At 58.6% G+C, this 23,441-nt stretch carries 21 protein-coding genes; 17 read left to right on the top strand and 4 right to left on the bottom strand.

Annotated features, from left to right (window positions below; genetic code table 11):
• The first annotated feature begins 209 nt into the window (after nt 1–209).
• The 6 genes from IPM54_41130 to IPM54_41105 are packed head-to-tail and all read left to right on the top strand — an operon-like array spanning nt 210 to nt 4,840.
• On the top strand, nt 210–932 hold the full coding sequence (locus IPM54_41130) for a hypothetical protein (GenBank protein ID MBK9266180.1): 723 nt from the start codon (nt 210–212) through the stop codon (nt 930–932).
• 13 nt (nt 933–945) lie between these two features.
• Complete coding sequence (locus tag IPM54_41125; GenBank protein ID MBK9266179.1) at nt 946–1,488, top strand: hypothetical protein; 543 nt, start codon at nt 946–948, stop codon at nt 1,486–1,488.
• 39 nt (nt 1,489–1,527) lie between these two features.
• A complete protein-coding gene (locus IPM54_41120) occupies nt 1,528–2,706 on the top strand; it encodes a hypothetical protein (GenBank protein ID MBK9266178.1) in 1,179 nt (392 codons plus the stop codon).
• Nucleotides 2,707–2,722: 16 nt separating this feature from the next.
• Nucleotides 2,723–3,109 carry a hypothetical protein gene (locus tag IPM54_41115; protein MBK9266177.1) on the top strand — a complete coding sequence of 129 codons (387 nt, stop codon included), beginning with the start codon at nt 2,723–2,725 and terminating at the stop codon, nt 3,107–3,109.
• Entirely contained in the window at nt 3,102–4,094 is a 993-nt protein-coding gene (locus IPM54_41110) for a hypothetical protein (protein ID MBK9266176.1), read from the top strand. The genes IPM54_41115 and IPM54_41110 overlap by 8 nt, the downstream gene beginning before the upstream one ends.
• Nucleotides 4,094–4,840, top strand: a complete 747-nt coding sequence (locus IPM54_41105) for a hypothetical protein (GenBank protein MBK9266175.1) — start codon at nt 4,094–4,096, stop codon at nt 4,838–4,840. The genes IPM54_41110 and IPM54_41105 overlap by 1 nt, the downstream gene beginning before the upstream one ends.
• 17 nt (nt 4,841–4,857) lie before the next feature.
• Here IPM54_41105 and IPM54_41100 read toward each other — a convergent pair whose 3' ends face one another.
• Entirely contained in the window at nt 4,858–5,853 is a 996-nt protein-coding gene (locus IPM54_41100) for a hypothetical protein (GenBank protein MBK9266174.1), read from the bottom strand.
• 348 nt (nt 5,854–6,201) lie between these two features.
• Between IPM54_41100 and IPM54_41095 the strand changes: the two genes are divergently transcribed.
• The 3 genes from IPM54_41095 (at nt 6,202) to IPM54_41085 (ending at nt 9,658) form a co-directional block, all read left to right on the top strand.
• A complete protein-coding gene (locus tag IPM54_41095; protein MBK9266173.1) occupies nt 6,202–6,915 on the top strand; it encodes a hypothetical protein in 714 nt (237 codons plus the stop codon).
• A gap of 182 nt (nt 6,916–7,097) precedes the next feature.
• Entirely contained in the window at nt 7,098–8,612 is a 1,515-nt protein-coding gene (locus IPM54_41090) for a protein kinase (GenBank protein MBK9266172.1), read from the top strand.
• A 29-nt stretch (nt 8,613–8,641) separates the two neighbouring features.
• A complete protein-coding gene (locus IPM54_41085) occupies nt 8,642–9,658 on the top strand; it encodes a tetratricopeptide repeat protein (protein MBK9266171.1) in 1,017 nt (338 codons plus the stop codon).
• A 206-nt stretch (nt 9,659–9,864) separates the two neighbouring features.
• On the opposite strand, the gene IPM54_41080 is transcribed toward IPM54_41085, so the two are convergent.
• Both IPM54_41080 and IPM54_41075 read right to left on the bottom strand, forming a co-directional pair.
• On the bottom strand, nt 9,865–12,174 hold the full coding sequence (locus IPM54_41080; GenBank protein ID MBK9266170.1) for a protein kinase: 2,310 nt from the start codon (nt 12,172–12,174) through the stop codon (nt 9,865–9,867).
• Entirely contained in the window at nt 12,162–12,773 is a 612-nt protein-coding gene (locus tag IPM54_41075; GenBank protein MBK9266169.1) for a sigma-70 family RNA polymerase sigma factor, read from the bottom strand. Before IPM54_41075 ends, IPM54_41080 begins: the two co-directional genes overlap by 13 nt.
• A 323-nt stretch (nt 12,774–13,096) precedes the next feature.
• Here IPM54_41075 and IPM54_41070 point away from each other — a divergent pair, with 323 nt between their 5' ends.
• The 5 genes from IPM54_41070 to IPM54_41050 all read left to right on the top strand — a co-directional run bounded on the left by IPM54_41070 (nt 13,097) and on the right by IPM54_41050 (nt 18,375).
• Nucleotides 13,097–13,333: a response regulator transcription factor gene (locus IPM54_41070; GenBank protein ID MBK9266168.1), complete on the top strand. Its 237-nt coding sequence runs from the start codon at nt 13,097–13,099 to the stop codon at nt 13,331–13,333.
• Nucleotides 13,334–13,501: 168 nt separating this feature from the next.
• Entirely contained in the window at nt 13,502–15,283 is a 1,782-nt protein-coding gene (locus tag IPM54_41065) for a hypothetical protein (protein ID MBK9266167.1), read from the top strand.
• Between the two features lie 355 nt (nt 15,284–15,638).
• The gene (locus IPM54_41060) at nt 15,639–16,370 is read left to right on the top strand and encodes a suppressor of fused domain protein (GenBank protein ID MBK9266166.1); all 732 of its coding nucleotides are present in this window, start codon (nt 15,639–15,641) and stop codon (nt 16,368–16,370) included.
• 285 nt (nt 16,371–16,655) lie between these two features.
• Complete coding sequence (locus tag IPM54_41055) at nt 16,656–17,729, top strand: trypsin-like peptidase domain-containing protein (protein MBK9266165.1); 1,074 nt, start codon at nt 16,656–16,658, stop codon at nt 17,727–17,729.
• Nucleotides 17,730–17,970: 241 nt separating this feature from the next.
• Nucleotides 17,971–18,375, top strand: a complete 405-nt coding sequence (locus IPM54_41050; protein ID MBK9266164.1) for a hypothetical protein — start codon at nt 17,971–17,973, stop codon at nt 18,373–18,375.
• A 260-nt stretch (nt 18,376–18,635) separates the two neighbouring features.
• Here the strand turns inward: IPM54_41050 and IPM54_41045 are convergent, their stop codons facing one another.
• The gene (locus IPM54_41045) at nt 18,636–19,427 is read right to left on the bottom strand and encodes a phosphodiester glycosidase family protein (GenBank protein MBK9266163.1); all 792 of its coding nucleotides are present in this window, start codon (nt 19,425–19,427) and stop codon (nt 18,636–18,638) included.
• A gap of 169 nt (nt 19,428–19,596) precedes the next feature.
• On the opposite strand from IPM54_41045, the gene IPM54_41040 reads away from it, so the two are divergent.
• From IPM54_41040 to IPM54_41030, 3 genes are all read left to right on the top strand, one after another.
• Entirely contained in the window at nt 19,597–20,565 is a 969-nt protein-coding gene (locus IPM54_41040; GenBank protein MBK9266162.1) for a hypothetical protein, read from the top strand.
• Nucleotides 20,565–21,644, top strand: coding sequence for a tetratricopeptide repeat protein (locus IPM54_41035; protein ID MBK9266161.1), 1,080 nt, complete (start codon nt 20,565–20,567; stop codon nt 21,642–21,644). The genes IPM54_41040 and IPM54_41035 overlap by 1 nt, the downstream gene beginning before the upstream one ends.
• Nucleotides 21,645–22,961: 1,317 nt before the next feature.
• Nucleotides 22,962–23,303, top strand: a complete 342-nt coding sequence (locus IPM54_41030) for a hypothetical protein (GenBank protein MBK9266160.1) — start codon at nt 22,962–22,964, stop codon at nt 23,301–23,303.
• Nucleotides 23,304–23,441 lie beyond the last annotated feature (138 nt).

Below are 23,441 nucleotides of genomic sequence, written 5' to 3'. Positions count from 1 at the left end.
TGATGGCGTAGTTCGCGGTTTGTCGAAGGAATGGAGGGGGCCCCATGATTCCATGGGTGGTTTACCTATACAAAAAGTGGCTGGAGCAGCAAGGCCGTGTTCCATCATTGCCTGGCGGTTCTTTGCCAAATGGGGCGCCCTCCGCTCCGACGAAGCCGCTGCCATCACGTTCATTTCGATGGACGCACCGCGAACGCGATTTTCGAGCAGTGAGGCTTCGAGCCATCGAAACTGCCAAACGAGGCGCTTGGCGAACACTTTCAAAGGGCGAGCTCGTCCGGCAGGTTCGCGCGCTATTGCTCGCGTCATTGCGCGCCGCGACGTTGTCCCCGTACGAGCCCGAGCAGCTCGGGTACCTCGATGGACGCATGTATTCGACTGCCGAGCGAAATGCCGCGGCGTCGGCACTTGCACGCACGGTCGTATTGCTTGCACCGCCTGTGGCATTTCGTGCAACGCGGGACATCGTGACGGACGGGGCGAATCACGCGACGGGGCAAATCGAAGTGGGTTTGCCGCCGGTGGCCGTCGTGGTTCTGGGGACGCTCGCAGCGCTTGCGGCGGCGTTCGTGGGCAGTTCGATTGCGTCGGCGATCGTCGTAGCGAATTTCGATAACAACGTGACGAAACGGCTGCTTGCCATTCATGCGCGAGCGCTGGAAATCATGGCGCTGCACGTCGAACGCGAGCGTTTGGTGGGGCACGAACTCCCCTTCGACGAAGCGGAAATCTCGCTGCTCAGGGCGCTCGAGGAGCAGCAGCGCACGCTGGCGACGATGCAGGGAAGGCCTTTGCCGTCGCCATTTCGAGGCGCCACGGAATTCGTGCAAGCCACGACGGCAGCTTCGACATCCTTTTTGCCGATTGCGATCATTGGTTTGATCGCATTCTTTCTCATCCAGCACAACGGAGGTAAACGACATGGCGCGTGAAAGAATGGTCCGCGTGGACCGAAATTTGGTCGCGGTTCCTCGCGAGGGAAAACGCAGGCACCGGCGCAGGTACTTCAATCGAGAAGTGGGCACGAAAGGTGTGCTGCTCATTGCGGGAGCAGGTGCGATCGTCGCGCTGCTCGCGAACCTCGACGATTTGAAGAATTCCGAATCGGTCAAGAGTCATTGGTGGCTCTTGCCGCTCGGGGTGCTGGCCATTGGTTACATGTTGCGAAAGCGTGGCAATCCGTATGGCACGGCGGTGCTCGCGGTGGGCGGAGCGCTTTTTGCGATTGCGTACCAACTTCATTCGAAAAACGCCGCGGCCAAGGCTCCACCGCCGCCGCCCGCTCCGCAGCAATTTGCTCCCGACGTGCAAGGTCCGTACATGACTGCTTTGCCCGACGTCGGAGCGATACCGGGTTTGCCCGGGAATGGCTTCCGGTATGCCTGGGTTCAGACGCCGGATGGGCAAATGGTGCGGATTCCCATGCCCGCGGCTGGTTATCGCAAAGGTGGTTTCAATGCGCAGCGGCCGGTGAATGCGGCCGCGTAAAACGACAACCCATTCGAAGAAAGAACGAGGATCGAAAACATGGCGACCGATACCACTGGGGTCGAAGACCTCTTGAATCAAACGGATGCCGAGGGCGAAACGGCGTTGCCCGATGACAATGACGACGACGACACGGCTGGGCTGGACACCGAAGACGAAGACGTGGCCGGCGCGGAGCTCGATGCGGACGAAGGCGACACGGGCGACATCAAGGCATTGCAGCGCCGGGGAAAAACGAAAATCACGTTACAAGAAGCGCGCACGCTGCAAGCTCGAGCGCGCAAGCGCGGGCAGGTGGTGGGGAAGAAAAAAGCGGCGGTCGTGCGGCGTTCGACAGCAAGCACGGTCCAATTGCCGAAAAACATGATCCCTCCCAATGCGGGCGTAAAGCAGCTCGTCGACAAGTGGACGCGCAAAGGCGAGCCGTTCGTCATGCGCAACGAGGGGCATTTTTATTCGGTGACCGAAGTTCGTTGCACTGTCGAAGGAACGCCGCAGCGCGCGTGGGTGCGTATTCCTGCGGGTACGTACAAGTTTTTCGAGCTGACAGTGGGCGACGATTCCTCGCTGCTCGGCAATCCCACGAAGGTGACGACGAACTTGACGAATCTGCAACGGCCGTCGAAAAACACCTACAACGAGCAAGACTTCCTCATTCGAAACATCACGATGCAGGAAGCCGGTTTGCGCGTGAAATACGACCAAGCCACCGTCGATAAGATTGGCGGCGCGGCGGCGCAAGTGCTTTCGGGGCGGGCATGGCTCTGGGACGACGCAAAGCTGTTTTTGCCGGGCGAAATCTTCCACGACTTCACTGGCGAGAATTTGCTTTACCGGGCACTGCGGCGCTCGGGCGTATTGTTCTTCAATTGGGACAAACGGCGTGTGGGTGGTAATGGCACGGTTCGTCAGGTGCTCATCGACCATTTGCGCAACGTGCCCGATACGAAGGTCAAGAGCCTTGCGCGCACATCGGGTGGCGCGCCGGTGCTTCCGATGCCGGATGGGTACATTTTCACGGATAACCCGGAGCGAAGCGACGAGGGCGCATTTTCGGCAATGATCCAATTGCACGAAGACATTGCTTTCCCCGTTGCGTGCATCGACATTGGCGAGGGCATGGCCACGAAGCCGCTCGAAATCGGCTTGTACATACAGCTTTCGCTGAATGGGGTGAGCTTCGAGAACGCCAAGCGGCAAACGCCATCTGCGGCGTGAAACGAGGGAGCGAGCCATGAAACAAGGCGCGGAGATCGACAGCGAAGCCAAGGCAAACGAAATCGTCGAGACCCCGAGCTTCTACACCAACCATTGCGTGGTGATCATGGAGCAGGGGCCGATCGAACTCGATGTGCCGGCGCCTCGCTGGCGAATCTCCGCGACCTTGCTCATTCACGATGTGCCGACGGCAACGCGCATTGAAGCCGATTTGCCATTCATTACGATCCCGCCGCTCGTGCACACCCGGCAAATCGTGGCCATTGCAAAAATACCGATGCCGGTCGCGCGGTGGAAGTTTCGTTTCGAGAGCGACAACGTGCGGGCGAAAGCGAAAGTATGGCTCTTTCCCGGCACTTCGGTCGCATCCGAGTGCGGGATTTTCGAGGTGCCTCATGGATGAGCGGCGTTGGCGATATGTCACGACGCTTGCGAGCGTCACGCGTTCGGATCGATTTGGCATTGCGGAGCTTCAAACGGGCGAAGCGCTCGTTGCGAGGATTCCCGCGGTGTTATGGTGGGGAGTGCTCCGTTCGATTTATCTCGATCGCGTGAGTGCGAATGCATTACGGTGGGGTGACGAGGAAGCGACGGTCGAGGCTGTGCGTTGGCGAAGATGGGGGCCGCCGATATCTGTTTGGCCGGACGCTTTGTGGGAAGAGAAAGCGAAAGCGGCGAAACGTCGAGACGAGCCGATTTGGTTGCCGCCGACGCGTCCGGAATTGGCGCGATTGCCGGAGGAAGTGTTCACGCGAGATGGCTGGATGCCGCTCGAGGAGTACGTTGCGCGAGTATGCACGGGTGAAATGGCGGCCGATGCGCATCCCGAAGCGATCGCGGCGCAAGCGATCGCGGCGCGAACGTATGTGGCGCGAGCGATGCGCGACCACCCGGCGCTTGGCAGAATCTCGCCGATTCCGACGGGGCCGCGTTTTCAGGTGATGGCAAAATCGGCTGGTGAGGCTTTTCGTGACGCGACGGAGCGCACGCGAGGCAAGGTCATTCTATATCAGGGGCGGCTCATTCTCGCGAATTACGTGGCGGGAGCACTCTGGACGCAGGGGGGATTACCAGGAAACGATCCGACGTCGACCGAGCGCTGGGTGACGTACAATGCAGGAAAGCGCGGCAATGACGTGCGTCCGACGGGTTTGTCGCTGCGCACGCATCCAGGGAATCGTGGGTGCATGAGCCAGAATGGCGCCGCGTGGCTTGCGGCGAATGGGTATCATCACATGTCGATATTGCGGTTTTTCTATGGGGACGACATTGACGTGAGGAAGCTCGAAGCGCCCACGGAAAAAGCGGATCCCATGAAGGCGTTGTCGAGCCCGGTGGGAGCGATCGTTTTGACGGCGCTGGGATTGATTTTGAAGGAGGGATTCTGATGGCATTACGAATGGTGCAAGTGGGGCAGGGCAAATCGCGGCCGCTCGTGGTGGGCTACATGGTGTTTCCGAGCGTCGATGCGCGTTTGCGTAGTGCATTCGGGCCGGGGCCGTGTATCATCATGGACGATTCCGACACGGGATCGACGTTATGGCAAGCATTTGAAATGGCGTTTTCCCAAGCGGGCATCGAGGTCATTCCGCGGCTCGGGCTGATTGGGTTTTCCGCGGGATGTCAGCGCATTCGCTCGCTGTACCGTGACGAGGGCATTCGCGCGCATGCGTACTTGCTCGTGGACGGGACGCACGCGTCGCTGCCGCCGGAGCATTCGGAAATTGCGTGGCTTCAGCAAGCGGCGGCCGAAGCACAATCGGGGCAATCCGTGCTCGTCGCATCGCACACGCTGCAAACGTATGTGGAGGAGCTGCCGCCGGCGAAACGGTTTGCCTCGACGTTACGGGTGCTGCGATTGGCAACGGGGTTCAATTTGGACGAGGCCGGGCCGCTCGAGGCGCCGCGCATTACGCAATCGGGGCAGTTGTGGGTGTATTCGTACGCGAGCGCGAAGAACGATCCGAAGGCGCAGGTGGACCAGCACGAATGGGCGCTCCCGGCGCTCGCGGCGGCGCATATGGGGCCGGCGTTGACGGGGCAGGCGCAGGTGCCGGCGCAGGAGGCGAAGGGGAGCGGGGCGGGGCTGGGGTTGGCGTTGGTGGCGGCGGGGGTGGTGTGGGCGGTGGGGTGAGGACGCGAGACCGCTGGTCAACCGCAGATGTTGCTTGTGCAAATACCGCTAAAACACTCGGTGGGTTGGGTGCAAGGGTCCCCCGTATTCTTAACGCAGACCTTGCCCGCGCTGCACTTGGCGCTGGCGCAATCCGTGGGACTCGCGCAAGGTGCGCCGAGCGCACCTTTGCAGCCCCCGAGGCCGGTGCAGGCGAGCAAATTGGCGTACAGGCAGGACATTCCGTTACCGTAATTCGGATCCTCGCCGTATTTCGGGATGAAATCGCACGTCCCGACACTGTTAGGGAGGTTGCACGCTTCACATGCACTATCGCATGTACTGCTGCAGCAGATTCCGTCAGCACAGAAAAGCGCGGTCGCGCAATCCTGGATAACGTTGCACTTCTGGCCTTGGATGCAATCGCTGCAACGGTCTCCACCGCAATCGACGTCAGATTCGTCGCCATTCTGGATGTTGTCGTCGCACCGAAAGCAGGTATTCGACTTCGGATCGCAGAAAATCCCCATGGGACCACAATCGGCATTCGTGTTGCATTCGACGCAGTTGCCTTCGCCATCGCACGAATTCCCGCCGCCCGTCGTACACGCCGTTCCTTGTGGCGCGGGCGTGCTCACGGGTGATCCATTCATGCATGACGTGAATTGGCAGTCGATGAAAGGAACATCGTTGTCGTCACTGACGACTTTTTCCCCGCCCTGGCCGTCGCATTGAATTAGTACGCAGTCACCGGCAACTTGAGCCGGGAGGGGAACCCCAGCCGGGGTGTTCGCTGTGCCGCACACGTCGTCAAGGCCGCACGCTGCAATCACGCACTCGCTACCCGTTGGTGGACAATCCGCAGGGCTCTGGCACTTTTCTACGATGGGGCCTCCACCCTCTTCGCCCAAGATGGGTTCTTCGCCCAAGATGGGTTTCTCGATACCCGCGATTTGCACGCACGCGCCAAGTGCAAGCACTACGCAAAGTCCTACGAGCGACGTCCGCGTTCTCCCAATTATCGTGCCGTTCATGTTGATCCTGTTTGCTATTGCATTATGGGTGTGCGTCCGTCTTGGAGCGTGTCTCAGAGGCACCCGCCGTATTCGGTGCTTCCAATCGTACCGATTGAGTTGCAGACTCCGCCGGGGCATGCGCCCGCGCCGACTTTGCAATACTTCAGGCACTGCTTTGTGCCGGCGTTGAAGCAACCATAAGTGGGCGCGCAATCATCATTATTGGTACATGTTGCACCCTGCGCGCCCATACCCGAAGCCTCGCAACGAGTCATCAGCCTCATTTGCCCCGTCGATTCTTTCGCTATTTGGCACGACGTACCGGCGGCTGGACAACCCACGTTCGTCGACGGATCGCAATTTTCCGTGCATAAGGTGACGCCCGGAACCGAGCCGCTCGAGCCGTTATTCAGCGTGACCACGCACAACCCGCCTGGTCCGACGCAGTCTGAGTCCGCCGCGCAGTACCTCATGCACGTCGAGATTGCCGCTGTGGTATTGGTGCACCAGCTTCCGGCCGCGCAGTCGTTGCCCGTGCATTGTCCACCGATCGGTACACTGCCCGCAGCAACGCACTCGCGCATGCCCGTGAGTGATGCATCGAGCGTGCACACTTCGCCTGCCGCACAACCGCATTGCGGCGCCACGAGTTTGCATGGCGATTCGCTGCATGAACCGCCCGCGCTCGAGCTCGAGGACGAAGCACTAGAACTCGATGATGATGATGATGATGACGCGGAAGAGCTTGATGATGACGATGACGACGCCGCGCTAGAATTTGAGGAAGATGATGCGGTGCTCGACGACATTTCGCCTCCGGCACCGCTGGCCCAGGTGGGTGCGCCGCCTTCGCCACCTTCGCCCAAAATGGGCTCTTCAATGCCCACGATCTGCACGCACGCGCCAAGCACGAAGACCGCTCCAAGGCCTGTGACCCTCAGGCGTAGCGCCACGCTTCCCACGTCGTCAGTTGTGGCCTTTCTTTCCGTTCGACCGGCCATGGCATGCCTCCTTGCACGTGATCCATTTGCCTACGGGACAGTACACGAGGATCTCCGTGTTGCACAACAGCCGTCGTGATGTCACGCGCTTTGACTACGGTTTGTCCATGCTGCCCGCAGCAAACCGCGGCTTGTTTCAGAGGTAAAACAGGAGGTTACGCAAGGACCAACCTCGAGCTTGCAATTTGCCCGAACAAGCTGATACGATGTGTCGCGCTTGCAGTTGGTCACCAATCACGACGGTTCCTGAGGGCAAACGCAATGCAGCACACTGTGCATTCGGGCGAAATTTTGCTGGGCAAGTACCGAGTCGAGCGAGTGCTCGGACAGGGTGGCATGGGCGTCGTCGTCGCAGCACGCCACGTGCACCTTGGGGAGCTCTTTGCCATCAAGATGTTGCTTCCCTCCGGGCTTTCACACCCAGACGCCGTTGAACGATTTCTGCGTGAAGCGCGCGCTGCCGCAAAGCTCAAGGGGGAACACGTCGCTCGCGTCCACGACGTTGGGATTCTCGAGGACGGCGCGCCGTACATGGTGATGGAGCATCTGGCAGGCAATGACCTCAAGCAGATTGTGAAGAGCCGCGGCGGCTTGCCACTCGAGGAAGCAGCACTCTACGTGTACCAAGCGTGCGAAGCCGTAGCCGAAGCCCATGCCAACGGCGTCGTACATCGGGACTTGAAGCCCGCCAACCTGTTTCTCATTCGACGACCCAACGGCACGCCCTGCGTCAAGGTCCTCGACTTTGGCATCTCCAAAGAGCTCGACCCGAACAACACCGTAGGCTCGGATTTGACGAAAACCGGCGCATTCATGGGGTCCCCTCTGTACATGTCGCCCGAGCAGATGGCGAACATCAAGGCCACGGACATGCGTTCCGACATCTGGGGGCTTGGCGTCATTCTATACGAGCTCACCACGGGCAAACTACCATTCACTGCCCAAGCCGTAACGGAGCTCGTGACGAAAGTTCTTGCAACGGAGCCGCTGCCTCCGAGCCAAGTTCGTCCGGACATACCCCAAGCGTTCGATGCAATCGTGCTCAAGTGCCTCGAAAAACGCCCCGAGCACCGCTTTCAATCCGTGCACGAATTGATGGGCCAGTTGCTACCGTACGCGAGCGCAAGCGCACCGCAAGTATTGGCAGCAGCGGCTCTACCAATGGCGCCTCCTCGTCCTGAAATGGCGTCGATGCCGACGACAGTGGTGCTGGCGGCTGCGCCAGATGTGGAAACGAATCCATCTATTTCGGAATCCAATTCCGGAGGGGCATCAAATCCTGCCGGGCTGATCGTCGCGCCAACACACTCTAGCCTAACTGGTGGAGCATGGGGCACAACGAACAAAGCAACGGAGCGCAGAAAAGACAAATTGATGCTGGCACTGGCGGTGGCAGGGCTTGGCCTCGCCGCACTGCTCGGCGTGGCATTCATCGCGACGAGGTCGAGTACGCCAGCTTCTGCAAGCAAAGCCGAGCCAATCAAGATTCCGACTTCGACTGTAGCGCCAATGGGTACAGCGTCGCAGGCTACGCCCGCGCCGAACAACGAACCCGATCCAGCGCCGACAGCCAGTGCGCAGGAATCACCACCCCAAGCAATCGCGGAGCCTACAACTGTGCCCACTGCGGAGCCCACGGCACCGAAGACGGAGCCAACAGCGCCGACCGCTCAGGAACACGAGCCATCGCAATCAAAGCCCGCCAAAGCTGCAGGGCCAAGCAAACCAGCAAGCACCTCCAGCAGGAAGAGCTCCGTTGCGGATTTCAACGATTGACTAACTTCTCGTGAGGCAGCAGCAAATCCATGAATCGACGAATCCACTTCGCCTTCTTCACAGTCGCGCTCATGCTCATGTCACCCATTGCCCATGCTGAGGAAAAGGAGGCGGCAAGGCAAGAAGCACAGAAGCTTTACCAAGATGCCGCAAAGGACATGGACCAGGGCCAGTATCGGCGCGCATGTCCGAAGCTCGACGCAGCGCGCGAGATCATGCCGGGCCATGTTCGCACGGCCATGACATTGGCTGAGTGTTACGATAAATTGGGGCAACCCGCGACGGCGCTGATTGTGTTCGAAGATGCTAGAATCCTTGCATCTGCAGAGGGGAAATTGGACAAGGTCGCGGAAATCGACAGCAAGCTCGCGACGCTTGCTTCGCGAGTGCCGAGGCTGACGCTTGCCGTTTCTCGAAACGTAGCCGCATTGTCAGGGTTTTCGATTGTGCGTAATGGTGTTCCGATACCCGTAACGCAATGGGGTGAGGCGGTACCGGTGAATCCGGGGACATACCATATCAAAGTGACCGCTTTGGATAAAGCCCCGTGGCAGACTTCTGCCGAGATCCAGATCGGCCAGGCCGTGACAATCGATATTACGCCGCCGTGGAGCGTCCCTGCCGGGCCACCTCCCAAAACAGTTGAGAATGACAAGTCCAGCGACCCACGCACGAATCCAGCTCCCCCCATCGTTCAGCGAAGTTCGCGGCTACGTACTGCTGGATTTGTGGGAATTGGCATCGGTGTTGTGGGCGTCGGCGTGGGCGCGATACTGGGGGGTTTGGCGGTGTCCAAAAACAATGACAGCGATGACGGTCATTGCAAACCGAACAATGTCTGCGATCAGATCGGCTTTGATCTCCGGACCGAGGCTCGAACGATGGGAAATGCGTCCACCGCTTTGTTCATTGTGGGAGGCTTGGCCACAGCCGGCGGCGTAATTCTCGTGACGGCGTCTCCTTCGCCGGGAAAAGGCCAAGAGGCAAAAGCACGAGCGGGTCTCTGGATTGGGCCGAGCGGCGTCGGCATCCGAGGACAGTGGTGATTTACATAACAACTACCCCTGTGACCTTCTGCGGTAAATGATCCTGACTGGTTAGTATGCCAACTCAGGATATTCTGCGGAGACGCCCGGCCGGCTCGTGGCCCTGTTCAATTCCCCTCCCACCTCCCCCCATCCATGTTACCCTCCGCACCCCTCGCATGTCCTCTCATGCGAACCCATCGAAGTCAAGTGAACGTAACCACTCGTCAGCGTTCGGATCCCTCGAGGCGTTGTAGCAATTGTGCATCATACGCCGATGTAGGTAGAATCTGCTCGACAAGATGGCCAAAAAGGTGGTGCAGAGAATGGCCATTTCTCGCCGAGCCGACGAAGACTTTCACATCGAGTTGCGTTTCGTATTGCATGAGACTTTCAATGAGCGGCGCGTAGAGCGCCTTCGCGTGCGCCTCGGCATCATCGAGTGATCCAGGAAACAAGTCGCTTTTGTTAATGAAGAGCACGACGGTTTTACATGATGTAATCGTCTGCGCGCTCAAGAAAAATTTCAGCGTTTGCGGGTTGAATTCGTCGAGTTGCTCCACGATGCGGTGTTGGTCGATTTGGCGTGCGTCCTTCCCGCCCAAATCCACGACCATCAAGATGCCGTGGATCTCCACCGTGAGGAGCTCTTGTTGCGCATCGACGATATGTGCGCCAGGCCAATCGTACACTTCGAATACGTGTTCCACCAGCCTATCACGTGTGCGCACTTGACTCACTGTGCGTTCATATCGTTCGACCATCGTTCCCTCGATCGTGCCGAGGTCAACGAGCGGATTGACCCACTTGAGCGTCAGGGAGGTCTTTCCCGTTCCTTTCACCCCGATGGTGAGGATGCGGTAAGTCTTTCGTTCGAGGATCGGCCGTTTTTGCAATTCGTTCCGATACCAATTCAGCTCTTGGTCCGTGGTGTCGAGCCATCCGATCCGGCGCTTGTTGTCGGCTTCGAGCGATTGTATTCGATGAAGCGTGGGTTGAAGTTTTCCTCGAGTCTCCGTCAAGGCCGCTTCCGTTTTGCGCAAACGACGATAGAGTCGCTCGGTACCAATTGCCATGCACATCAGCAAAATGGATTCGACGACCAATGCGTACGTCTGCAATTGCGATGGCGCTGATTCCAGAGCCACGAGCGTAACAACGACGACGACGAAGACGGCTATGTTCGCGATAATGAAAGAGTTTCGACGCAAGACATCTGGTTTCTTGGGCACATCCTCGACCTTCGGCGGTAGCTGCGCCTCTTGGTTGGGCGGCTCGACGGTCGGTTGAAGTGCCTCGATCATTGGTTGCGTTCTGGCACGTCGATACGGGTGAGAAGGAAGAGGGGATGTGTTCTCAATGATTGCGTCGTCGTATTGCAACGGTTCGGCATTTTGCGGCGGTACTGATTCAGGTGGAAAAGCTCTGGCCGCTGTCGTCCGCTCACAAAGCTCGGATTCAATGGTCGATAGCATCGCTAAGACATTTCCAACCGTTTGGAATCGCTCTTCAGGTGCTCTCGCCGTGCACCGCAGGACCAATTCGTCCCATGAAGTCGGCAGAGTGGGGCGGATCAACGACGGTGGCGGCACGGATTTCGTCATGATCTGGCGCATCACCTCAGCAACATCAGGTGCTCGAAATGGCCTTTCACCAGTCAGCATTTCATAGATCAAAATACCTAATGACCAAATATCGGTTAGCTCAGTTACGCGCCGCGGGTCCTTCAACTGTTCGGGGCTCGGGTACCTGAATGCCTTGAAGGTGAAGCGATCTTCCAAGTGACTTGACGACCGCATATCTTTGCAGCGTGCGAAACCCATCAATTTCGCCACGAAGCCAGATTCTGTTCGATGAAGAAAAATAGTCGAAGAACTGATGTCGCGGTGGATGAGTCCCGCCGCATGTACGGCCTCGAGCGCCGATGCCACCTGCCGGGTGATTCGCAGCGCTTGCGCAAGGTCGAGTCGCCTCTTTTCTTTCAAAATTTCGCGGAGATTTTCACCGTCGAGGCGTTCCGTTACAATGTAGAACGAGCCCTCCGACGTTTCGCCACTGTCGAGTAACGTAAGGACGTTGGGGTGAGAAATCCGTTGCAAATAGCGCGTTTCTTGCTGCATTTGCCGGATCAGCTCTTCGCCATGCGCGCTTTTGATGACTACAGGTCGCCCTGAGATGATGTTCTCGGCCTCCCAGATGCTCTCCCAAACGCCCTGACTATGACGCTCGAGCAATCTGTATTTGCCGCCCAGGATCTCGCTGCCATGGCCCTCCGCTCTGCTCTGTTTGCGCGCCTCTACCTCACGCAGGGCCCGGGTCGTGAGCTCATCGAGGCGAGTCTTCGTGACTGGTTGAAGTGCTTCCCACGCCGCTTTGGCGGTCACCGACCGCTCCGACCATGCTCGCAATTGCGCGACATCCTCAGGCGTGGCTTCGCCGGCGGCAAGCGCTTCCCAACGAGGATCGTCGAGAACAACATCATCAGCCGATGACGTCGGGGAGGCCTTCGTGCGACGGTTCGCGGTCAGCGTTCCCACCCTTCACCTCCAATCATCGCGGCGATCTCTTCGATGCGACGTCCAAACCGGCTTCGCCAAGCATACACGGCGGGCTCATTCATGTTCATCAGCGCGCAGATTTCTTTGACGTTACGGCGTTCATTGTAGAGAAGCTCGAATACTCGCCGCCCTTGCTTGTCGAGTTCTTCCCACAGAACTGTAAAGACCTTTTGCCGCAACTCGTTCGACGCGGCGATACGGTCCGGCCACCGACTGCTATCGATGGCAGCTTCCTGCAGCTTCGAAGCCTGGTTGCCCAGAAAAAGCTCTTCCTTCTTCTTGCGCGCATACTCGACGGCCCGCTGCTCTGCGATGAGCCCGGAGTAGGTCTCGAACGACGCTCGTTCAGGATCCCATGCTCGTATGAGACGACCATCGTCGTCCAGCAGGGCGACGAAAGTTTCGTGACTAAGATCCTCAACAGTTTCTGGCGAACAGTTCCCAGCGAGCACCTTCACGACCCTGAAGCGGAAGATCGCCTGGAGGATGGCATAGCACTCACGCGCCGCTTGGAATTCACCAGCGATCGTCCGCTCGAGGAGCTCCTTCGTAATCTTCGGCCTATTCGGACGAGACATTCAGTCTACGGATACACGGTTTGTCATTACCGTGTCCAGACCCATTCTACGAAAATTTCCGTACCGGAGGCGGGGAAAGCCAGGCTGAGGTGCTCTCGAAAAAATCGACACGGTCATGTCAGAAACCTCGAGCCTGGCCCATACAATAGAGCAGTTCAACCACGAAGGACCGGCGCTGCTGGCCACGGGTAGGTATTTGCCCGCATCTCGAGGCGGTCCTCACGGTTGTTCGTGCCAACCTACTTCGATACGTCAGCGCAATGTCGACGCTTGCATCTCGTATGAGCGTTGCGCGGCTCGTTTCGAAGGCATCCGAGGCAAACGTGTCACGAAATCAAGCGCATGTATCACCGAAACTCACGCACAGGCAACGAGAAGTCGCGTACTTGCTTTCTCGAACGGGGCTTTCCTACAAGGAGGTTGCCGCGCGCCTCGAAATCCGCGAAGGGACGATGCGTAAACACGCGGAAAATATCTATCGCCGACTGGGCGTGCAATCACGAGCCGAGCTCATGATTGCGATGTTACAGGACTCGGCAGACATCTCGCCAACGTCATAGTGCGCTCCTTCGCCTACGCACATCTGCGTATTGAAATGTTCTGCCGTGCCATTACTTGGGGGGCGTACTTGGATTTTGACTCAACGCCAGGTTGCGGCATCACTGCATGGACGTCGCCATGCGGAATGCCATAAAAGCCAATCCACATTCAGCAGGAGGTCCAAAAAAATGACGTTCAAGAAAAACTTTGCGAGGACGTTCCTCGAGGCTTCAACCGTTACTGCCCTGATGGCGTCACTCGGGCTTGGTTGTTCACATTCCGTCACGTCCGAAGAGGGTCACGCACCGTTGATCGAAATATGGGACGAGCAGCTGGGAGCTAGCGACTATGAAATTTCCCGTCATGGGTTCAACGATGCCGTAAAAGCGGCGCGGCTGGCAACCATCGACGTCGAAACGATGCGCAACCAGCTCATGCCGGGGGCGCAGATCGAGTTCGCGCTACCCGAAGGCGGTCATGCGGTGCTGGTCATCAATACAGTGCAAGAACTGTTGCCTGGGATCACGACCTTCTCTGGACACGTAGCGGACGATGAATTCTCCGACTTCACGTTCTCCATCGAAGACGGCAAGCTGGTGGGTTCCATCCGGCAAGGGACACACGCATGGCTCGTGCGGCCGCATAGCGGGTCGAAGCTGCACATGCTTCGCAGCGTGGATCGGACCATGGTGCCCCGGAGCGAGCCGTCGATGGAGCATGATGATGCATTGGAAGCTCCGAGTCTCCCTCCCTCGACATCGCTCGTCGTGGGTGGCAACGTACGGGTATTGTTCCTGTACGCAAACAATGTCCCGTACGCAAATTCACTGGTTTCCAATATCGTTTCGGCGTTCAATAATTCGCTCAGCTCGAGCGCCGTTTCGTCGAACAACAAGATTACAATCGCGGGCGTCCAGCAGGTCGCGAGCAGTTTTGCTGGGATGACCAGGTTGGCGATTCGTAACGCGATGGGCAGTCGCGCCGCACCCTTCACCAATATCGACGCCAGCATGGCCAGCACCTATGCGGACATTGCATTCTTGCTGGTGCAGGAGGACTCGACTGTGGCGGTTGGCGAGATGCCGGGTTACGGTCGTGTGGGTGGGGTGGCATATAATTATGATAAAGCCAACCCATTCGCTCTTTCCACGGACGACTACGCGCTGGGCGACTTGACAGCGCTTCACGAAATTGGTCATGTCTTCGGAGGCAAACACGAGAATGACCCCAATGGGGGAATTGCTCGTCCGGTCGTTGCGGCCAACGACACTTGGATGACCATCATGGGTGGGTACATCGACTGTCAATTCAATGGCCTTCCCGCTTCTTGCGTGCGGCTCAATCGCTGGTCCAATCCTGATCAGTACTACCAAGGGATTCCTCTCGGGGTCGCGGGACAGCGGGACATGGAGTCATGGCTGGAGAGCAGTATGCCCGTCGTCTCGGGGTGGAGAGCCGAGCCGCCTCCGCCAGCAATCACTGTGTATTCAAATAGCTTCGAGAGCAGTGCCGATTTATCGGGCTGGCTGATTTGGCATAACTGTGCTGCTACGTCGTGGACCCCCGCGAATAACGTTTTCCGCTACTACACAGCGAGCGACAAACCGGCTCCCGGTGGCGGTGCGTACGCGCTGCGCATGCAGACGACAGGCTTCACGTCCGGCTGCCAGTATCCAGGAGCGTATGCGCGCAGCCCCGCAATTGCCGCCACGGCGGGGACGACGTATCGGGTCGACAACATGAGCCGCAACCATACCCAGTCGGGCTCGGTGTCTCTCATCTTCTACAACAGCGCCGGGAGCGAAATCGGTTTCGCCAGCCGCACGTGGGCCACGGATGCTTGGGTATACAATGCGGATGCTCAGCTTGTCGCGACCGCCCCCTCGGGAACCACGAGCCTTCGAGTGCGCTACGGCCTCAGCACCGCCAACGGAGTCGCCGACTTGGATTTGCTCAAAGTGACGCGGTAGCCCGCCGCGCGTACCACCCGTCATGCGGACATGCCGATGACCGCGACAACTCCGAGGCTCTGGCCAAATAAGGCCGCATCGACCAGTTCGTTACACTGCTAGTGGACCCGCCGTTACGGATCAAGACACGGCGCTCCCATACTTGATGCCGGTCGCGGCGTCCGTGCCACGTGTTTTCGGTGTGGCCACGACGCACTCGCCGTACAGATTCACGTACCCAGACGGGCAATCGTTGGGGTCAGGGCATGCAGTCCAAGGTCGATGAAGTAAGCCCGGCGTCTTGAACGTACGGTTGACCTTCGAAGAAACGCCGACATGTTGGACATGGGGCAACGCTCCGACTATGAACGGCTCCATGAGCGACGACAAACCCAGCCGATCGCCCGGGGGCAGCGACATCTTGCGCCACGAAGCACGGGCGCGTGAATTCGAGCCGCCCGCGGCGTCCACCGGCACCGAAGAGATCGAACAGCACTTCGCCCGCGTGTTCGGGGAACCCCAGAGCGTCTTTCACGAGATCGTGTCGGACATCGTGCATATCGACGTGCACATCATCCCGCCGCGTCCCGTGCGTGACCATTGGACACTTTTCACGACGGGCATGAGCGATTTGCCGATGAACGTGCCCAAGCACATCGAAGGTGCCGAGCAATTCGCCTTTGCCGAGCTGATGTTGATGCTCCCGGCGTCTTGGGAGGTCGGGAGCGACGTAGAGCGCTGGTATTGGCCCCTTCGATGGCTCAAGCAGCTCGCAAGACTGCCGCACGAGTACAACACGTGGCTCGGAGCGTTGCATACGATCCCCAATGGCGATCCGCCGAAACCTTTTTCGCCCGAAACCAACCTTTGCTGCTGGCTTTTGCTGCCACCCGTGGGTGTGGACGAGGCTGATCAAACAATCACGCTGAAAGACGGACGCGTCGTGAACATTTATTGTTTGCTCGCCCTCCACCGCGAAGAGGTGAGCCTCAAGCTGAACAAGGGCGGGGAAGCTCTGATCGAAGCGTTGGATGCGGCTGGCGTGAGCGAAGTATTGCAAATTGATCGCCCACCGGCGGTACGAAAGAAATTGTTCGGTTTGTTCTGAGCGAACGACAACGTTTCGGGACGATGCTCCGGATGCATCGATGCGGGCATTCAGGCACGGATCTATGCAAATCTGGGTGCCAACGCATTCCACTTGACACCCACCCACCTGCTACGCTTTATTGCCATTGTTTATGTCGCAACTTCGATTGGCCATGGCAGCCCTGCTTTTCACCGGCTGTCGACATCTGGGCGTACCGCAATCGGTGATCGATCAATGCCGCGGCAATGAGAAATGCATTTCGTATTGTGCTGATGATGATGGGGATCGGCTGAGGCGGCGATATTGCAAGCAGCTTCAGCGCGAGCAGGTCACCGGCCCCAACTATCCCGTACAACTGGGGAAAGTCGCAACGATCGATTCACCCAACGTCCGAGTCCTCGACGTGTCGCTCGCACCCCTGTCCATTTCGAGCATCGTGCACCGAAGCATGCCCGCAATCGTCACGATACTCACGGGACGCGGCTTCGGGACGGGATTCGCAGTGACGAACCGTGGGTTCATCGTGACCAACTACCATGTCATCGAAGGTCAATCCGAGATCTCGGTCGTACTGAACGATGGATACAAGGAGCAGATTTCGCACGTCATTGCATACCACAAGGCGCTCGATCTGGCGATTTTGCGCGTCTCTGGGTTGACGACTGCATTGCCACTGGCCAATGGGCATGTTTCCGCCGTGGGCGATTCCGTCGTCGCAATTGGCCACCCGCTCGGATTTACATCAACCGTGGCGACGGGGATCCTCAGCGGCCGTCGAATCAACGACGACAATCTTTGCAATTGCAGACCACCGTGCCCATGGCTTCCGGCGCGTCCGGAGGGCCATTGATGGATAATCGTGGTCGCGTCATCGGAATCATGCAGGCGATGATCCTCGAGGCGCCACACGTCACGTTCGCGATTCCGATCGAACATCTGCGCTTCGTGCTGAATTACGCGATGACATCGCCTGTACCCATTCCCGTTGCCGAATTTGCAAAACAAACCGCGACGCCGGATATCGAGCTGTCCGAGCTGGACAACGAACCAGTTTCGCCGCCAACACCCCCCGTGCCTCCTGAAGTCCTGAAGGGCTGCTCGAAAGCCGATCGAACCTTCATCGATACGACCAGCCGCGAGACGATCGATGTGACGAAATATCTATGTGTCGATGGGAACTTCACGCCTTGCGCGCATTTGTATTTGGGTGCCGCAATGGCGCTCGAGGGGAAACTTTCCGAGGCTTGCGCCAGTCCACGCGGAATGCTCTTGGGTGGTCGCACGACGACGTTGAAACTTGCAGACCCGGAGGAGCAAGCAAAGGCGTTGCGCACGTTATTGGAGTCGCTCGGCGCAGGTGCAAGGGAAACACCTTGACCCGTACCAAGCGACCGAATGCGATTCGAGCACCCTGAGCCCGCGCGCGAAACACCCTCGATCTACGATCGAGATGCTCGATGTTCGTGACAGGTACTGCAACAATGCGTCGTCGACCTCTACGCCCGACGATGCATCTATAGTTCTCGCCACGTCAACGGCACCGACCACCACATCCGCGCCAAATCCTTGTTGCTGTAAGTGGCATTGGGGTATACTTTGCGGCACGGAGCAACGCAGCGTGGGTTTATATTTTTGGCTCGGGTTACTCATAAGCAGCGCCAGCCTCAGCATACGCGCGCTCCACGCGAGCAAGCGCGAACGATTTCGTATCGGTGTATACGCCGGTGCACTTCGTGCCCTGACCGTCATTCCGCTCGGTACGTTACTCGTGGTGGCCTATTTTCCGCGTTTGACTGGACCGTTGCCGTGGCTTGGACCACTCGTCGTCGTAGCCATCGCGCTCATGCCTTCATCATCCTTCGTCGCGCTCGGCAAAGCGTTTCGTCTGATGCAAAATGCGCCAGCAATCCAAGAAGAGCAGGCCAGCCGTCCTTTCAACGCGTGGCTACCCGTAGTTATCGTCGATGCGATCTTGGTGGTGATTGCGTTGGTGGTCGTGCTCTTGTCGCATCCGTGGCAGTGACGCTGAATTGATCGTGGTCCGCGCGTGCATTTTTCAAGAACACGCGACGAGCGTGGCTGCGTGAGCGACTCATGAACCCGCCCCTGCGAATGGCCCCCGTAGTGGTTCCCCTTGCCGTCGATTCGAGAAGCAGACGAAGCACGCTGGTTCGACTTTGAAGCGATGCCTTGCAGAGAAGAGACCGAATAGACGTCATGGGCGTCGACTTCACCGCAATCATGGATCAACGTCCTGACTTGGGAGGAGTAAGCATTTCCTCTCTAGCGTTCCGGCATCTCGCGCCTTGTCGCAACGAGCAAGCCCCCATATTCATGAATCGACGGCGTGGGAAAGCCGGGCGCGGCAATGGCAGAAATCTCGCCATCGAGGTACAGGGCATCGGGGCATCCGAGCACGTCTCGAAAAAGCGTCGCCATGGCATGAAACGTCACGCGTTCGCGCGAAAGCACAATGAAGACGTGTCCGCGCCCGTCGACGCCCACGCCGCTCCGTATACGCAAACTGGTCGAGGACTCCTTGAACGCGGGATGAATACGCCCGCCCGCCACGAGCAATGGGCCCGATTGCGTTGCCAGCTCGACCTTGCCTCGAGGCGCGTAGTTTTCGGTGGATGCTACGTGCGGCCCACGTTCATCGAGCCAAAACACGCCGTTGGGTTTGAGGAAAAAGTTTCCGTCTCCATCGGCGGTCGAGATTGGCGCGAGCTCCTGCCCATTCTGAATGTGCAGGCCCATCGGTCGGCGTGTGGGACTGAAAATACCGGCATTGGTGGCGACGACAAGCTCACGCTTGCGCTGGGCGAGATACGGGCCGAGCGCGGGCAGCGTCGAAGGCTCGTTCGGGCGCTGACCCACGAGCGATAGCTCGACGGCATCGAGGTCGAGATCGAAGGTCACCCATTCCGACGCAGCATGGCGCACCGTGCGAATCGCGCCAGCTTTCTGGGCTGCTGATGCAGCGGGGGCATTCGTGGCACGTGGGACGGGTGCCGAGCGGCTTTCGCAACCAATCAGCAATGCCGCGAGGAGAAAGTACGTGCGAGCAGAGGGCATCAATAAAAGTCCGTCACGCGCTTGTGCCGAGTCGTGATCATGGCTGGACGACCACGGTAGCACGAAACCGCAGCGAAAACGTGACGAGGCGTGCCGAATCTTCTTGAACGTTGGTGTCCAAACAGGTCATCATGCCCAGATTGTGACGAACGTCGGTGCGAGATGAAACATGCATAGGTCGCTTGGTTCATTAGGACAAACCCTACGCTCGTGGGGACTGGCGATTCTCGGCATTGCGCTTTCTGGCTGTGGCGGCGCGCAGAGAGCGGAACGTACGACATCGCCGCCGCCTCCGTTGCTCGAACCTGGCCGATTCTCCGTGGTCGTCGCGGCGTTCGATGGCGACGAAGACCGCAATCGAAACGGTGTGGGAGATGCCGTCGAGCGCGTGATGCTCGACTTGCAGGAATTCACCAAGCCGTCGAAAGCCGCTCATCAAGGACGCGGGCTGCAGCTCGTCCGGCTGGACAAATCGCAGACATCTGCGGAATGGTTCGACAAAGACGTGCATCGCGGTCACGAGAACGCCCGACAATGGCTCCGACAAACCAACGCAAACATGCTCATCCGGGGCAAAGTGACGTCCGTCGGCGGCGAGCATCGATTGACGTTGCATGTCACCTCGATCGACGATCATCACGGAGGTCGCTATACATTGCCGGAAACGACGCTGCCGGTCGTGCCGGAAGCCGAGCTGCAACCGGTGCTCGCTCTCGTCGTGGGCACCGAATACGGCGCGTACGAGGTTCGGCACGACCGTTACATTGCCTGGACGTTGAAGCCGTATTTGTTCAAGGTCGAAGCGTTGTCGACGAAGGAAGACTTTCTCGCGCGGTGGCCCAAGAAAGCCGACCTCTTTTGGGTATTGGGATTTGCGCAATGGGGGACCGGGGAGCAAATGGGCAATCGGGCGATCATCGAACGAGCGCTCGACAGTTTCGAGCGCGCCGAGAATGAGTTTGCTTCATCGAACGAAGTTATTCGTGCACGCTTGCGCCTCAATCGGGCGTCGGTGTGCGATCGATTCTCGACGCGTTGCCACGCAAAGCGGCGCCATTGCAATGGGCTGCGACGTGGAGCACCTTGGGTATTGCACTGGCCCGGCGCGGCGAGCGGGAACGCGGGACGGAACGATTGATGCAATCGGTTGCCGCGTTCGAACAGGCGCTTCTGGAAAGGGCGCCTGAACGGACACCGCAATACTGGGCCGAGACGCAGCACAATCTTGGTACCGCCTTGCAAATGCTCGGGACGCGTGAAAACAGCACGACGCGAATCGAAGCAGCCATTCAGGCATTTCGTGCGGCTCACTTGGTGTACACCCGTGACCAAGCGCCGCTTGATTGGGCCCGGACCTGGAACAATCTTGGCAATGGTTTGATTTTGCTGGGTGAGCGAGAAGCGGGGCCCGAGCGATTGGAAGAGGCCGTCGAAGCTTATGGGCAAGCATTGCTCGAGCGCACCCGCGAGCGGAATCCCCGCGACTGGGCTGAAACGCACAGCAACCTGGGACTTGCGCACCTTCGGCTAGGCGAACGAGCCGGTGGCACGAAGCATTTTGAAAATGCCGTCGCAGCTTTGGAGGACGCATTGCTCGTTTTCACCCGTGAAGACGACCCTTTCGAATGGTCCGGCGCGCAGGGCAATCTAGGTATTGCGCTTTACCGCCTTGGTGAGCAGGAAAAGGGTACAGAGCGATTGAAGCAGGCTGTGGAAGCTTTCGAGCAAGCGTTGCTCGTGAGGACGCGTGAGCGTGCACCGGGGCAATGGGCCACCCTACAGAATAGCCTGGGACTCGCGTTGCAGGCTTTGGGCGAGCGGGAGAATGATATCGAGCTCATTGAACGAGCGGTTGATCTTCATCGAGAAACGCTCGCCGAATTCAAGCGTGAGCACGGGCCACTCCAATGGGCGATGATGCAAAACAATTTGGGCAATGGGCTCGTCCGTTTGGCGACGCGTGCGCAGGGCACCAAATACCTCGACGAAGCAGCCGACGCTTATGATCGCGCGCTCATTGAATACACTCGGGAACGAGTGCCGATGCAATGGGCTTTGACACAAATCAACCGCGCCATCGTGACTCGGCTCATTGGCGAACGCACGAGGAAGCCGCTGCTCATTTGTGAAGCTTTGCGCGTACACCTCGAGATTCATGGCTTGCACCGGGACAAGGTTGCTCATGTCGAGGAATTGGCGAAAGCGAAATGTTCGTAAGTGATTTGAGCGCCTTGCGCCATACCGGAAAAACGCCTGCCTGCGCGGACATTCAAGAAGTATGGTGGAGGACGGTCGTTTGGCTGCATCCATCACGTCGTAGTTCTCCCCACCACTACCGCCTCGCTTCATATCGCACGGCAATGCGCGTTAATTGAAAATGCCGACAGTGACCCGCTGCCCATTCGAGCGAAGCGACTCCGTCGAGCAGGGCGGAACCAAAGTGTTCGATTTGCATCTCGAAAAGGTGCAGCTGATTTGTTCCGCCGAGCCCGACGAGGTCGTAATCTTGCAGCGATGTCTTAGGGCGAAAGGTAACACGCTCGTGGTAGAAAACACACGTTCGACTCCGGGCGGGCGGGCGAATAAAGCAGCCCTTGTAAGGGTCCGCGCTCAAGACGAATCGCCGCCGGTCGATCTCGCGCCCGGATCCATCTTGCGCAACGAGCTCGTGTTCGCCCCAGGGGACACGCACTACGACAAACCCGTCGTCGTTTTCGAAATGTTTGCGGCAGGCGCTCGGCAACCGGTTTTCCATCGAGCAATACGGTGAGCCCGTCGAACGCCGCAGCATTCACGATAGCCAATCAGGCAGCAAGTGAAATACCTTTATCGCGGGAACGGATGCCGCCCCTAATATGCCAATTGCCGCGATACCCGCGATGGCTATCCGAGGAGTCACTGCAATTTTTTTTTTTGTCCTGGCGACGTGCCGCTGCTAATCGAGAAAACGCTTTCAGGCGGCCTGGCCCGCGAGCAACATCGGTTCGAGTTTTTGCCTCAAATGGCTGCATGGAGCATCCAGCGTTTTGCTCTGCTTTCGATGCCCTCGTCCAGCGAACTGAGGCACGCGTGAGCGCAGCGATGAGAAATTTGGCGTCGTTCGATTCCGTTCCTGACGATGCGCCACGGTTCGTTCCGCGGGCGCGTGCCAAATCGAAGCCCCTGATGTAGTGCTCATGTAATCAAACATGATGCCATCTCTACCCACTTCCATTTTGCTTTGCGGTTTTGCCCTGCTGAGCGCCCTTGAACAATATGATCGGGCGGCTTTCCAGCAGGGCCGCACACGCGTGACGAACGTTTTCGTGCGTTCGCCTCACCATGCCGTCGTTCCATGGCTCGTCGGCCCGGCGTGCAAGTCCGCGCCTCCATCGCCCATGCCCGTCCATGATGAGGTCCTGTCGCGTCTGACATCGTCTTTCGCCTCTCCGTTGTTGCGCCTGCAGCATTCCCTGGAATGCACCAATCAACCGCTTCCCGACGGGACCGACATGGACATGCTGCCGAGTTCGTCAAAGAAAACTGTCTTTCGCCATGGCCAACCAGAAATGCTGGCTGCGCGCCTGGTACCCGGAAGACGCAGCGGGGCACGCGTTCGCAGATATCGAGCTGTTGCACGCGGAGCGCTGGCCTGAAGCCACGATGGCATTCGGCGAGATTGCGCTGGCATATCCATTAATGATGCTCTCGGTATCGCCGCCGCAATGCTCTACCTCGAAGGCTGGAACATGCTCGGAAGCGCCTGATCATCCCCGGCCGGACTGCTTCCAGGAAATGCGCGACCAGCTTCCGTACTTTCACAACAGCCCATTCGCGAGAATGGCGAAAATCGGCGCCACCTCGAGAAAGTGTCTCGTCTTTTCCGAATCGGGATAAGTTTGGGACAGCGCACGGGCTGCGGGATCTTCGGAGCCGTCGAAAGAGCCTCGGAGGTTCTGGCAGTACGCGTCGGTGCGGAGTATCTCGCGCTGGCTACCCTGATGCGTCGAGGTCACACGCCCGCCGACGTATCGC

The organism is Polyangiaceae bacterium (genome assembly GCA_016715885.1).
Classification (GTDB): Bacteria; Myxococcota_A; Polyangia; order Polyangiales; family Polyangiaceae; genus Polyangium.
This window is presented reverse-complemented; position numbering and strand designations above follow the sequence as displayed.